10 protein-coding genes are annotated in these 14,897 nt (G+C 47.2%); all 10 read right to left on the bottom strand.

What is annotated here, in order from left to right; translation table 11 throughout:
• Positions 1–6: 6 nt before the first annotated feature.
• Positions 7–2,319 (bottom strand): glycosyl hydrolase family 28-related protein, encoded by a 2,313-nt coding sequence (locus AC6H3C_RS03840; protein ID WP_497519369.1) that lies wholly within the window; start codon positions 2,317–2,319, stop codon positions 7–9.
• A 188-nt stretch (positions 2,320–2,507) separates the two neighbouring features.
• A complete protein-coding gene (locus tag AC6H3C_RS03835) occupies positions 2,508–3,428 on the bottom strand; it encodes a hypothetical protein (protein WP_497519368.1) in 921 nt (306 codons plus the stop codon).
• Positions 3,429–3,548: 120 nt separating this feature from the next.
• Positions 3,549–4,520, bottom strand: coding sequence for a DUF5017 domain-containing protein (locus AC6H3C_RS03830; protein ID WP_497519367.1), 972 nt, complete (start codon positions 4,518–4,520; stop codon positions 3,549–3,551).
• 21 nt (positions 4,521–4,541) lie between these two features.
• Complete coding sequence (locus AC6H3C_RS03825) at positions 4,542–6,401, bottom strand: RagB/SusD family nutrient uptake outer membrane protein (protein ID WP_497519366.1); 1,860 nt, start codon at positions 6,399–6,401, stop codon at positions 4,542–4,544.
• Positions 6,402–6,425: 24 nt separating this feature from the next.
• A complete protein-coding gene (locus AC6H3C_RS03820) occupies positions 6,426–9,584 on the bottom strand; it encodes a SusC/RagA family TonB-linked outer membrane protein (protein WP_497519365.1) in 3,159 nt (1,052 codons plus the stop codon).
• A gap of 796 nt (positions 9,585–10,380) precedes the next feature.
• Positions 10,381–11,421, bottom strand: a complete 1,041-nt coding sequence (locus AC6H3C_RS03815; RefSeq protein WP_497519364.1) for an L-rhamnose/proton symporter RhaT — start codon at positions 11,419–11,421, stop codon at positions 10,381–10,383.
• Entirely contained in the window at positions 11,418–12,398 is a 981-nt protein-coding gene (locus tag AC6H3C_RS03810) for a DUF6786 family protein (RefSeq protein WP_497519362.1), read from the bottom strand. The genes AC6H3C_RS03815 and AC6H3C_RS03810 overlap by 4 nt, the downstream gene beginning before the upstream one ends.
• Before the next feature lie 14 nt (positions 12,399–12,412).
• Entirely contained in the window at positions 12,413–12,733 is a 321-nt protein-coding gene (gene rhaM, locus AC6H3C_RS03805; protein WP_497519361.1) for an L-rhamnose mutarotase, read from the bottom strand.
• Positions 12,734–12,761: 28 nt separating this feature from the next.
• Positions 12,762–13,709: a polysaccharide deacetylase family protein gene (locus tag AC6H3C_RS03800; RefSeq protein WP_497519360.1), complete on the bottom strand. Its 948-nt coding sequence runs from the start codon at positions 13,707–13,709 to the stop codon at positions 12,762–12,764.
• 14 nt (positions 13,710–13,723) lie between these two features.
• Positions 13,724–14,890, bottom strand: a complete 1,167-nt coding sequence (locus tag AC6H3C_RS03795) for a M24 family metallopeptidase (protein ID WP_497519359.1) — start codon at positions 14,888–14,890, stop codon at positions 13,724–13,726.
• Positions 14,891–14,897: the final 7 nt, after the last annotated feature.

Raw genomic sequence — 14,897 nt, 5'->3', positions numbered from 1 at the left:
ACTCCGTCAATCCTGGTTGATCATTACATTTCCAATGTATATTGATCCGGGCAGGGGCTCTGCTACACCGGGAGCCAGTTTCCATACATACTGCCTTCCCGGCGGTGTAGGGTTTCCAATCTCACCGGGAATGCCCATGATATTCAAATAAAGCGCCGACGTTGGGGCTTTTACGAAATACGAATTGCACTTCTGGGTGTACAGATCGTAACATTGGTCGTACCCACCCTCGAAAGTGATCGTTGCATCCGGCGATAGGTTGTAAATGGCGCAAACACCACCTGACTCTCCGCCAAACCGGCTATCAATGCTGATAATCTTGCCGTAATTGTCAATCCATCTTAAGCTGTCGTTCAGTGCCCATACCGAGTCCTTGATCATATCGCCTTTCATGGCCCGGGGAACACCCAGCATGCTTTCAATGATCAGGGTCCCGCCAGCCAAATTCTCGAAAAAGCCATTTCTGTCGGTTAGAAAATTATTCTGGCCCCAGAAGTTTGAGAATTTCACCAGGGTATTCGATTTCAACAAGATCTTGCTAATCACATTGCTGTTGACCACCTGGAGGGTGGCATTTTCGGTTGCCGACGGGGCAACGCAGACAAGCGCTGTGTCGCAATCGTAGAAATTGCAATTATTGACCGTGACGGAGCTTTTTGTCCCGGAAACCGGGTTCATCGTCATCCCGTTGGAAAATTCGCGCAAACCGATATTTTTAAATGCCAAATTTTCATACGCTTCGGCTGCAAACGCGCTAAACGTACCGTTTCCGGTCAGGAACGAGAAACCGCTGCCCATGAGTGTCACCGAAGCGGGTAAATTTATTGTTTTGCCAATCTTTATGCTCTTTGGAGGAAGCAGGACGGCCGTTCCGGGAGTACGCCCGGCTTCATCCAGTACCCGTTGTAAAATATCGGCATCATCGGTTACACCATCTGCTTTCATGCCATAATCGCCGGCATACAAAACCTGGGGAAACGACTTTGGAAAGCTTTTGGTGAAAACAGGATCATTGCTTTTTTGCTTCTCCGCCAGCGCTTGCCGGGGCGGGGCCGTACGAATGTATGGCAAAGCAGCATCAGGCATCGAAACATCGATATTGCTGCTGTTATAATCCAGCATGTAGTGAAACTGACTCTCGATGGGCAACAGCTTAAAATACCGCTGATCCTCAAATGTTTCAGCAGTGGCCGGTATATTCCAACCCACGGCTTTTACATCTTTCCCCGAAAGGTCCTCATTCTCCAGAAAAGAAAAAACCGTAGGAAGGGCGTCAAATGCGATGATCCCGGGATCGGTGCAGCCGCCGCAGATATTATTGAAACGGCAGTTGTTCACGACGAGCGTGCCGCCCATATACCAAGGCTTGCTAATGAGTTTAACGACACTCATGGGCCTCACTGAGTTAAACGTTGAATTACGGCAGGACAACAAAACCGTGTTGCCTTCGATCCAATACTGGGTATGGTCCGAATCGGGCGCATTACAGGTCAGGTTCTTAAGCTCAACTTTGCCGCGAAGCAACATCACGCCCCCCTCGCAGGCCGGAGCCGCCTCTATCTTACAGTTTTTCACGATAAGCCCGTCGGTATCAATGCTGAAAGCACGGATGCAATTTTTAAACTCACTGTCAAAAATATTGATGATCGTCGAATTGTATTGGTGCACAACATTCGACCAGTCCTCCTCGCCAATGATTGTGAGAAAGCCGTATGCATCCTGCTCAACGACATAGGGGCCGACATTGACAAAACCGCCTTCCGGAATTGGCCTTTTAAAGGAATCGCACCAGATCGCTTCAGAACTCGAATTTTTAAATTTACATCCCGACACGATCATCTTCGACTGGTCCGCGTTGTTGGTCCAGACCTGGATATGGCTCCGCCCGCCCTCAAACGTCAAATCCTCGATAATCGACCGGTATGCCTTGTGTTGGTAATAAATTGCTTTTTCGGGATTGGTTTGCTTCAGGATAGCCTTACCCGCACCCTTTAAATATATTTCGCGGTATCCCACCAAGGTATTAGAAAGCAGGTAAGTTCCGGCAGGAAAAACAACCATGGGGTATGCGGCCTCCGAACTGCCATTATACCATCCCTTCATGGTATTTACAATGATATTTTTTCGCTGTTTAAACGCATAATTCAATGCTTTTTGAATGGCCTCGGTGTCATCGGTAACTCCATCGCCCACCGCGCCGAATTCTTTGACATCGACTACCCCTTTATAAATATAATCCGACGCGTTTGCCATGTGCCCGAAAACGGCGGCAAAGGCCAGCAAAATGAAGAATGTGATATGCTTTAGGTTTCTGATCATTTCAGTAAGTTAATTTGATAAAATTCTTGATTTTCTATCCAGTCCTTCTTTTTGGTCCAGACGATTTTGGGTGAATAAAATAAAAGGGAAATGAAGCCAATCACAAGAACCCTGCGATGAGATTCCGGTAATTGGCATTCTCTGACCTTTACTACTAATTCTAAAAACTACCTATTTCCAATGATTACCTATTTTGTTTCTACTTTTTCAAGGCTGATGTTGGTAAATTGAAGCACTTCACCTTCTTTTTGTCCCAAGTTGGCCAGGATTATCACTTGAACATATTTGGTGCCGGGCCAGAACGTACTCCTTGGGGCCCCTGATTTGACCACGGGCTCAATAATCCCTTCAACTTTTGTCCACTCAGGAAAGTTCTTTTTTGCGTTAAACACGTACATGTATTGGCCGCTCAGCAAATGTGCGCGTACTTTTATCCCGGACTTAAAGTTGGAGGCAAGCGGTTTAGCCAGGGTTACTTCCCAGTAACCGTCCTTTTTTACCAATTTCTCCACCGTATAAAATTTTGAGTTTGGCAGGTCCTTGTATTCACCGCTGTCATCAACATCGAAGGCAATTGTCAAACGTTTTTCCCAGAAAACCGGTTCCCAGCTTGAGGCATTTTTGACTTTCACGACTGTTTCCCCTTTTGCAACATTTGCTTCCAGTGTAGTTTCCGTTTGTTCGACCGGGCTTACCGCCGTTGAGGCGATCATGCGTTTGTTTTCGTCAAACTGGTACAACCCCACGTAAACATTGTTGATTTTTTCGTTGCCTGATTTGATCATGGCGGAAAGCTGGTACTGGCTGGTAGCATCCACCGGAATAAATTCCAGGCTGTTGACACTGGCGCTGTTTTCCACCTCGAAATACCGGGCCTTGTCGGGCCCGCCCTTTTTAAGGATTGTTTCAACGTTTTTCCAGTTAGCTATTCCCTGTGATGCATCACCGTTGACCACCAGATTTTTTGAAGCGGCGCCGGGAATAACCTTTTTCTTATCCGATTGGTTCCCACTTGCGAAAGCAGTTAGTACGGCCAGGCTTAGACAGAAACTAAACGACGCCTGGATAACCTGTCTGTTGACTCGGTTGAGATTGAATTTGTAACCCATTTTTTTTCAATTTAAGATTAATTATTCCATAAATCCGGATGCCTATCCTTTTATAAATATCGTTGGTTAATTTTCCCGTGACAAGCATCCTATCCGTTAAAAAAGCATTTTTTACAACTGCTATTCAGTAATGGTCAGCGTTATTTCTTTGATAACCTTCTTTTCATCATCTATTGAGTTATTGGACGCAACGAAAACAGCCTTATAGGTCCCCGCTTTCGCGTAGGTGTACCGGTAAACGTGAACTTCCGGGTTGGACACGCCCTTGATCGCGGTAGCCCAGTCGGGCCCAAGGTCGACTTCAGTTGTGTTTATCGGTTTGCTTACGGCCCAATGTTCGCTGAGCGGATCATTATAGGGGCTGTCGGGGACATATTTGGGATGGCTTGGAGAATAGTACTCGTTGCCATACAGCGTTACCCGGGTGTTTGTTACGCTGGCCCGGGCCGGGGCATTTTCTTTGTTTTCATCAATGATCCGGAAACCTGCGCCTGCCTGGTCGGTCAAATTTAAAGCTACTGAACCATCAAGTGTTGCAATACTGGTTACCACAAAGCTCTGGATAAACCATTGGCGCACCAGGCCGTTTGTTTCCTGCGGCTGTGTTACATACTTAAACGCGATGAAGATGGGTTCATCCTCAACCATGAGGTCAGAGATATCTACTTTGCCGGAAGCTCTGAACGTTGCGTTGGTGCCCAACAAAAACCAGGTGGTAATATCGCTCCAGGTGGCGGCTTTTACGGTTTCAAGACTGCTGTAATCGCCGTTAAAATCGGAAGACGCCATGACCGAAAGCTGGTTGGCCTGCGTACCCAATTGCACACTACTTTGAAATTGCATCGTAGCGCCGGCCCCGCTCACATTAACCACCCGTCCCTCCTTAAAAGCATAATCTTTTAAAGTTTCACCGGAATAAAATGAAATAATGTGGGCATCCCCCCCTTTTATATCAAAGGTAATTTGTTCCCCGACCTGGTAAGTGGTGGAGTTGGTAGCGACATCAAAATCCGGCATGTCGACTTCGATTTCCCGCTCACAGGATGCCATAATAAGCAATCCTAAGATCATATGATAGTATTTGATTTTCATAATCGTCGTTTAAGGGTTAAATTAATTCCAACCAGGATTTTGTGTCATTGCCCGGTTTGTGGTGATTTCCTTTTCCGGGATCGGCATCAGCAAATCCCTTCCCGTTGCATTTTTGAATTTTGTTATGATCAGGGCCCCCGGGCTCTCCTGTTCAAAACGGTTGGTCATTTCCTGGTAAACCTCCAGGAAAATTCCCCAGCGCAACAAGTCGCCTTTCCTTAATTTCTCAAAACCAAGCTCCCTCATCCGTTCGTCCTGGATAAGCGCAAGGAAACTTTCTTTCGATGCGGTTTGTTCCGCTGTCAGGTCGGCCTCGTCTTTGCTGTACACGATTGCAGTTGCCTCCGCACCGGTCCCGCCGCTCCCCGAAATCGTAACCACCGGGACTGAAGAGTAATCGCCTTCCTGGAAATACCTGATACCGGTCAAATCACGGTTTAGGGTAATCGTCGTTACTTTTCCACCCGAGATTTTGGCGGTGGCTGCTGCGCCGCTGCCGGTTTCTTCGGAAAAAGCAACAACCGGGACCGAAGTATAGCCGGAACCGCCATTGGTTACGGTGATTGTTTTGACCCCGGTTGACCAGGCCCTTCTCCTGACCCGGTTAACCGCCTCGATTGCTTCGGGAGTCGGCCCGCCGTTGATTTCATTTTCAGCTTCGGCAAACATCAACAGAATGTCGCTGAACCGCAAAATCTGGTAGTTTTGTGGTGTCGTTACACTGTGTTTCGGGTAAAGGACTTCGAATTCCCTTCTCCATTTTCCGGGATAGAACCGCTGGGCCCTGTTTTTTTCTTCCTGGGTAGCCGGCAGATTATACAGGTTTTTGGTACCGTTTGGCACAGGCGCCGCAGTAGTGCCGAGATAGTAGAAATGGGCAATATTCCACCATTTTCGATTATCACCTGGTTCAAATACATCATAAAACCGGGACGTAATATTCACATAGGCTTCAGCCCCACCGGTCCCGTTAGGCTGGTTGGTGCATCTGATCCCGTTGATGGCGCCGATATTCCCGGTTTCAATGTATTGATCCTGCCGGTTGCCCCAAAATTCCACTTCCCAGATACTTTCCTTGATATCATATTCATCCCGGGCCAATTTGATAAATACGTCCGGGTAACTTGGATTTAAATTATGCCCGGCTTCAGCATCGTCCATCACCATTTTCGCCCACTTCCGGGATTCAGCATACCGGGTTTTATCGTTCAGCGGCGCCCCTGCCATATGCAGGTTGACACGGGCCAACATACCCCGGACCGCCGATTTGCTCACTTGTCCGCCGTATCCGATGTCAGCAATTCCGAGGACCAACGGCTCTGCCTCTTCCAGGTCTTTTATAATCTGCCTGTAGGTTTCCTCCAGGCTCGCGCGAGGAACATCCACTTCGATAACGGAAGAAGTCGGTTCGGTTTTCAAAGGCACGCCACCGTAATATTGCGCCAGCGTGAAATAATAGTAAGCCCTTAACGTCAACACTTCCCCACGAACTACGTCCCTAATCTCCTGCCTGATTTCGGGATTTTTATCCACATTGGCCAGCACCACGTTAGCCCGGTTTATCCCATCCCACAGGTTACCCCAAAGGCTGGTACTATAATTCTCCGATGAGGAGTAAAAATAGTTTCCCGGATGGATGATCAACCTGTTCATGTAACCCTCTTCCCCGTGCCAGTCATACAAATAATTTGCCCATGCCCCGTGCAACTGGTTTGCCCCAAGGTTGTTGTAAGCACTTGCCTTGGCAGCCAGCAACTGGGCTTCGGTTGTATAAAAATTTCCCGGATTCAGAAAATCGGTTGGTTTTGTTTCCAGATAGTCCTTGCACGAAACCAAGCTCATCAGGAAAATCAAAACGGGTGTATAATATATTCTTTTCATGTCGTTCAAATTTTTGTAAGTTTTCTAAAATGCCATGTTAACACCAAAAACATAGGTTGGCGATTTCGGATAAGAAGAATAGTCGAATCCCGGGGTGAGAGCACTGTTACGGACAGAGACCTCGGGGTCCATGCCGGAATAGTTGGTCCATACGGCAACATTTTGGGCCGAGAAGTTGAGTGATAAACTACTCAAATACGCTTTCTTAATGTATTTGGCAGGAATGGAGTAGCTTAACGACAAGGTCTTGAAACGCAGGTAGGACCCGTCTTCAACGACTTTTGAATTATGAAACCCGATGGGGCCCTGTCCGCGGGCGCGGAAGTTCTCGTTGGTCGGGTTTTCAGGGGTCCAACGGTTCGCGTAACTGGCAAACTGGTTTGTATTGGCATATAAAACGCCGTTGCCTTCAAATATCAGCCGGTTTGCATTATAAATATCATTTCCGTACGACCATTGAAAAAAGGCGCTCAACGTAAATCCCTTGTAGGTGAAATTATTGGTAAACCCGCCTGTATGGATCGGCTGTCCCCTGCCAATAAAGGTTACGTCGGCATCGCTTACAATACCATCCCCGTTCAAATCCCGATATTTAATATCGCCCGGCTGAATGGTACTCCTTGCCGTGCCGTTGGTGGGAACCGAGGGTTTAAGGATAAACACGCCGGGGGCAGGACTGTCAAAGTCGTCGTACTGATAATTACCCTCCCAGATGTACCCGATCATCATGCCTGCCGGTTTGCCAATTTCTGCCAGGTAAAGCGGGCGCGAGTATTGCGATACAAAGGGCACCTGTGTCGGCAGGCTTTTTTGGCCATCGGCCAGTTCCATCACCTTATTCCGGTTAAAGCTGATATTGAGATTGCTCTTCCAACTGAACGACCTTTTTGAAACATTAATGGTATTCAGGGTAAATTCCAACCCCTCATTTCTCATCTTTCCAATATTTTTTACGGCAGTAGCAAATCCTGTAGTTGGGGGCAAGGTAGCGTTCAAAAGCAGGTCTTCGGTTGTTTTGCGGTACAGGTCAACTTCCAAAGAAATCCGGTCTTTAAATAGCCCGATCTCATACCCCATATCAAGTGTGTTCAATTTTTCCCATTGTAAAGCCGGATTACCCACAGCCGCAACATAGGCAGCCCCTGTCGGTGTCTGGTTATTGAACGAATAACCGTTCGTTGTTTGGACTAAACGCTGGTAGGGTTCAAAATCGCCAATCTGGTTATTGCCGTTGCTGCCGTAACTAACCCTGAATTTGGATGTGGAAACAAAGGGGAACAAACTTTTGAAAAATACCTCTTTGTGCATATTCCAGGCAACGGCCACTCCAGGAAAATATCCCCAATGGTCGATAAATTTAGAAGACCCGTCGGCCCTGAATGTACCTGTAACAATGTATTTCGACTTATAGTTGTAATCCAACCTCCCCGCGTAGGAAACCATCGTATTCGTACTTGAACCGGAAATCGGGTCATAAGCGACTCCTTCGTCCAGGCCATCCATGCCGAGCTGTTCGTTGGGCAAAAATTTGCTGCTATAGCCATCGGAAGAAAAGTCGGTTCCATTCAACGAAAACAAGCCCAATGCCGTTATGGTATGGTCGTTTTTGATGGTCGTTTTGTATGTCAGGGTGTACTCATTGGAGTACGTTAGCGATAACCTGTTCAGGATTGACCCGTTAACCCCGTTCAGGTTCCCTGGATGGGGCCCGCCCTGTGATGTTTTTGAGTTACTGAAACGTTCCTGTGTGATATCATTTCTCAGCATGCCGGCGGTAGTTTTAAACGTCAGGCCTTTAGCAATTTCGTAACTGATATAGCCATTGGCATTCAACTGGTTTAATTTGTAAATCTGATGCTGGTTCTTCATATCCAGCAATGGGTTTACCCGGTAGTCCCCTGCTCCAACATTATCATCAAAAAATTCATCCAGAATATCTACATCCGGATTGTAGGAAACCGGACGGTACATCCAGGTCCGGGCCAGGATATAAGTAGTAGGGTTTGTTACAGTAGGCGACTGGCTGACAACCTGTCCATATTGTTTGACATCGCTCGTATTGACCGTGATGCCTACCTTTATCTTCTTGCTGACAGAATGGTCTATCGTTACTCTTCCGGTATAACGTTTAAGGCCGGTATTAATGATTACACCTTCCTGATCATAAACGGAACCGGAGATGGAATACTTGGTTTGTTCGGTCCCACCCCTGATTGATATGTTATGCGTTTGTAATTTCCCGGTGCGCAATAAATAATCCTGAAAATTATTTCCTTTCACATCGCGGTAATCTTCCAGAGTTTTGCCATCGGCAAAATAAGCCGGCGTATTGTAACTAACCGGGTTAAATTCCACCTGATACTTGACAAATTCATACGGACTCATTAGCTCCACAGGATCCGGATTTAGTTGGTACCCCATAGAACTGGAGAAGTTAATCACTTGCTTGCCGGCTTTACCCCTTTTGGTTTGGATCAGGATAACCCCGTTCGCCCCCCTCGATCCGTAAATCGCTGTGGAGGAAGCATCTTTCAACACAGTCAGCGATTCTATTTCTTCCGGGTTCAGGGATACCGTACTTGGATTTTCAACCGGAAATCCATCAATCACATATAAGGGGGTATTGCTTTGGGTCAATGAGCTCACACCCCGGATGATGATATTCATTTCAGACCCCGGTTGCCCGTCGCTTGCACTGACCTGAACGCCCGCCATACGGCCCGCCAAAGATTCAGTGAACGAACTCACAGCCGTAGCTTTGGCCATATCGGTAACAGGCGCCACTCCGACAGAGCCGGTCAAATCCGGTTTCTTAACCGTGCCGTAACCAATGGCAACAATTTCTTCCAGACCAATGGTTGCCGTTTGCATGACCACATCAATCCGTTGTTTATTCTTTAGAGCAACTTCCTGCGTTTCCATGCCAATGAACGAAAATACGAGGATTTCATTACCCGTTGCATTCGTCAACGAATAATTACCGTCCATGCCTGTAATCGTTCCCTTTGCCGTACCTTTGATCAAAACGCTTACCCCAGGGAGAGTTTCCCCGGTTACATCCCGAACGGTGCCCCTGACGCTGAAGCTTTGCGCCAGGAGAGTTCCCGAGCCAAGCAATACAAATGCCAAACATAGCCATGTAATCCTGACCTGGCTTTGTATTCTATACGTTTGTTTTTGCATAATAAAATTTATTAAATGATAGTTAGCAATAGTAATAACTTCAATACGAAGTAACCTGTACTTCCTGCATAAGAACTGCTTGATTTAACCGAATCAATAGGTGAAACTCCCCTCAACCCTGGAAATGACATCGATTATTCCGAGGTATGAAATCTGGTGTGGCAAAACCATGGCTCCGCCCCTTATGTCCATCTTGGGAACCCATCACCGGCAACTATATTCTTGAAAAAGAAAACGACATGAAAAACACGTGTTGTTTTAGCTATTTTCTTCAAATCCACCATACAATATTACCCCTATCTGACTTAAAAGCGTAGAAATATTTTATCTAAAAATAACACAATTTTAATATGAGAATTTTCGGACAATTTTATCTATAATTAGACTAAAATAAAAGGATTTGAAAGGACAGACTGTGATTCAAACCGCTTCAAAAAACATAGTTATTTGCTACACCAGGCCGCAAAACTGCATTCAACATCGCTGTATCGATTTGAACATGAATTTATTCTCTATAGTTAATTATTTGGAAAAAATTAGGAAGGGCCCAATGGCCCAAGCAAAATATCAGGCTCACGTGCCCCTTTGCGGAGAAATGCTCCGGATGTCGGTCGTCTGTAGAAAAACGAAGATTTTTTCATAAAACCGAATTCGGGAAAGCGACACTTCTACCGCTGAAACGTCGGGGAAAATGCTCCTGAAAAAAGCGTTGAATGACGACCATATAATGACTTTTCGCTTTTGCTGAAAAAAATTTCATACACGAGATTCGGGATGGCCTGCTTTTAAATTGCCATTACCCGGCCAGGTAGTTGCCCAAACCGATCATCAGTACAGAAAGAATGAGCAAAATGATACTGGCCCATAATGATGCCAGGGTTCGTCTGTCGGCCATATACCATTCCTTCAACCACAGCCCCCACAAATTACTGAAAATGATAATCGAAGACATATGAATACTCCAACTTGTAAAATCGTATTGTCCCATTTTGGTAGAGCCCATGCCGTAAAAGAAGAACTGCCCGTACCACATCACGCCACTGGCTGCGGCAAGTAAATAATTCCGGAATAGCGTGGACCGTGGCCGGAAATTAAAATCACCGAATGATTTTTTCCGGAAGCTGAGGATCATGGTATAAACGAAATTGGTCGTAAATCCGCCTGCAAAAGCAAGCACAAATATCGGGTTGTTTATGTATACTTCTTCCGTACCTCCTCTCAGGGCTTCCTGTGCCAACGGCTGGCCCGCTTTTATGGCAAATGCCATGAAGGCGCTCAAAACCCCGCCGATCACTGCGACTGCCAACCCTTTGACGATATAGAACTCGCTTCCTGAAGGGCCATTTTCCTCCTTATTCAGTTTCCGGTCTTTCAACACACCAGCGTAACCGCCAAAAACTATCCCGGCGATACCGATAATAAAACCGATCAGGATAATCCTTCCTGAAAGCGTAGACACTAACATGGCAGCTTTATGATCGATCAGTGCAGGCACCAATGTACCGACAACTGCCGATACCCCCAGGCTAATTGACTGTCCAAGGGCAATGCCAAGATAACGCAGGCCAAGGCCGGCCATCAGCCCGCCAAAGCCCCAGAGCACACCAAACAGGTAGGTCCAGAACAGGCTGGACATGTCGCTGTTGACCAAAATGCCAAACAAGTCATGCGTTGTAAGCCATCCTCCAACCCAGGGCATAATGACCCATGCCACCATCCCCAATGTAATCCACGAGGTGTGCCAGGCCCACCGCTTCATCGAGTAGGTTGGAATGTAAAAACTGGCAGAGGACAATCCGCCTACCCAATGAAAAAATATCCCTAAGAGTTGTATCATAGCTGTTCGGTTTTTATACATTCCTCTGTATGCTCTTTAACCTGGAAACGGGTTGTTATGTCAACGCTCAACTCAGCTCCGGGAACAATGATCGCCGGGCAGCCGCCAACCGCTTCAATCTCCATGAAACCGGACGGGTCGCTGTACACACTGTAACGAACCCCTTTTTTTGAAGGCACAACTTTGGGCGATGCATCCCTGATATCGATGTGTACGTAGTCCCTGGAAAGTACCCCGGCACTACGCCGGACAAACAACCCGCGTTGTGGGTCACGATATTCGATGTAAGGAACTTTTTCGTCCAGTCCGATCTGGTAGCGCATGGTTGCGTCCGTCGCCGACCGGCATAGCGTTTTAGTCCACTGGCGATGATGCGAACTGGGTTCATCATACAGGTCCCACACCAATGATTTCGATGTGCAGGGAAATACAACCTCACAGCCCGGCCCGGAATCAAACTGGCACAACGACCACGGGGCTATCAGGAAATCTTTGTTTTTTAGCTCTACATGCCCGATATAGGATATGCTTTCCCTTACCTGTACGGTCAATGCACTTTTTGTTGTACTCAGGCAGATTTGCCGTTTAAAGAGCGTTGGGGCCCCGAAACCTTTATTGTTTATCAAGTCCACTTCTCCCTGTATCGTGGCTCCGTTTTTACTTATTTCGACGACCATATAACGAATACCCCTCAGCCCGGGCGATACCCTCCAATTACCGGTCGAATACTGGTAACCGTGTGTCGTGCCTTCGGGGGCAGGCCAAAGACCGTCGCCACCCGGGTTAAAGTAATGTATGTGTGTGTTCTGCCCGGATATGGCTTCCGGGTTAACCCGGTTTAAAACAATGCCATCTTTCACCGTGAATAAACGGCCTTCCATATCCAAAGCGATGACCACGCCCGCATTTAAATTCCCGATAAGGTGTGTCGCTTTTCCAGCTTGCGCAAAGGCAGCCAACAAATCTGCTGCTTTCATTATTTTTGGTTCATTTAACGCAAATTAAATACTTCTTTTAATAACTCTTCTTTGGCCATGGGGCTATCCTCGTTTTCCGAAACCAAAACCTCTTTCATATACTTCCACCAGTTTTGGCATACTTCAGATTCACCGATCCTGTTAAATAAGGTTTCATCTTCTATTTCGAGGTAACCAAACAATGCACCGGTGGCTTCGTGGAGAAAAATGGAATAATTCTTCACCCCATGTTCGTGCAATGCAGCCTCCATTTCCGGCCAAACTGGATTGTGCCTTTTTTCGTATTCCCCGGCCATGCCCGGCTTCGCATGGATCAGAAATGCCCTTCGTCCCATATTTTGATTTTGTTGAAGTTTGATTTGATCACTTTCCGTTCGAGCTGTACTCCGTCGCTAATGCCCCCGCCGTAATGAACCTGCCCCCGGCTTGCGTCAGCATTCCGCATAAGGTATCAAATTCTTTAACCGCCACAGGGCCGCAGTTCTCCACGATGAACGACAGCGGCTTGACACTGCATTCCCCGAAGTCAATCGCTCCCTGGGGCATCGGATAAAATTCCCAGGGATGGAGATAAAGGCAAATAACCGGGCGCACACCTTTACTTACGACATAATTGATGAACCCGTTTATCTTCTCCATCAAGGCCCCCGCTCCTTTTGTCCTGAACATGGGCCATTGGTCCCTGTCCCGTTGATAAGGATCGTTACTTTCCATTTCCATATCGCAAAAATTCGGGATCTCCAGGATATTCATTTCTCCCTTTTCTGTCCAGTTTTCAACCGACGGATGGTAGGGTTCAATCTGGTTCCGGTAAAAAAACATGGGCAACGAAGCATCAGCCACATAACCTAATTTTTCGAGAACATTCAGCACCTCTGTACTCCCCCACAACCTGGGACAGCGAAAGCTTTTCGGTTGAACGCCGCTAACTTGCCCCACAATTTCGGTTGCTATGGTCAGCCGTCCTTCTACCTCGGAAGGCAGAATGGGCCAGTTGTTGGGCAAGGGAAAGATTGGATCTCCAAGCGTTTCATGGAACAATCCATGACAGCCGGTTTCATGCCCGGCGTTATGTACCTGTATAACCATCTCCGGGTTATTCTCAGCCGCATGTCCTGTCCAAAAGAATGTGGCAAGTGCGTTATGCTTTTTCAAAACGTCCAAAATGATGGGCGTACCAAATTGTACACCCTCATAGTACGATGTATAGGAACCGATATCCGTTTCCATGTCAAAACCCAGCACAACATCAAATGACTGATACTGGCGCGTTTTTGTTTCCGTGTGTGGTTTTGCCGGTTTTACCATCATTTTTGTATCAACTATTATTCGCAAAAGTGTTTGTCCATTTTTTCACTAAACGCAATCGGCCCGTTCTTACCGATCTCATAACCGGTTTCGATGCGCACGCCGTTAAATTCGGGATGACCGAAAAAGCTGATATCAATGCTGACCGTCATGCCCACCTGCAAAATGTCGTCACTTTTGGGGCCGAAGAATGGCGCCTCTGCCTCGTGCAGGCCAATCGTGTGGACAAAAGGACAAACCAGGTATTTCGACAGCCCGTGTTTTTCAAAATAAGCTCTTGCTGGGGCATCGATTTCCCTGCCCGATTTTCCCGGGACCAATTGGGCCTTTGTCAGTCGAAAAGTCTCTTTCAGATGTTCGATGCATACTTTTTGTGCATCGGTATACTGCCCGTCGACGGCCAGAACATCACCTACAACCCCGGCGTACCCGTTCACCTTAGGCGCAATGCCGATCATGACCAGTTCGCCGCTTTGCAAGGGCTTGGAACTAGCGGTAGGCACCACGGCATTCGACCTGGTCCCGCTCCCGATGATGGTACTAAAGCCAAAACCACTTGCACCACGACTCCTCGAAGCGTACTCGCCGGCCGCTGCCACCTGTATTTCCGACGCCCCAGCGTTTACCGCAGCTTTCATGGCATCGTAGGCATGGTCGGCCAACTTAAATGCGGCACGGATCTGTTCGCGTTCCCAGTCTGATTTTTTGGCCCGCAATTGCAGGAACTCCGCACTTATATCGACCAGTTGAACACCGCCAAAACCATCGACAATCTGCTGATAACAATCCGCAGGCATGCGCCCGACTCCAACCATTCCGACACGTTTAACACTTCCCAGTTCCGCATTTAACTCAGCAAACAATTGCGGAAAGTCGATGATCATAGCATTTGGGTATTCCTCATCGGGAACCATGAATACCGGGAAATTGCGGGTCTCGGTGACCATGCTATCCAATTTCGCAAACGGTTCACTCTCCGGGCCACCGAGAATACGGGGTTCGCCCGCGCGGGGAATCAGTACGGCGCCACTTTCGAATTGAGGGCACCATCCGGTTATGTACCAGCCATTCCCAATATTGAATTCATCGTAATAAATCAGTGCTGCATCCAACTCCTTGCTTTTTAAAATCTCTTTTACTTTCGCTATTCTTGAGTTGCTCTCAACTTTGTTTAAATAAGGCATGATTTTC

This window comes from Gaoshiqia sp. US2 (assembly GCF_059705485.1).
This window is presented reverse-complemented; position numbering and strand designations above follow the sequence as displayed.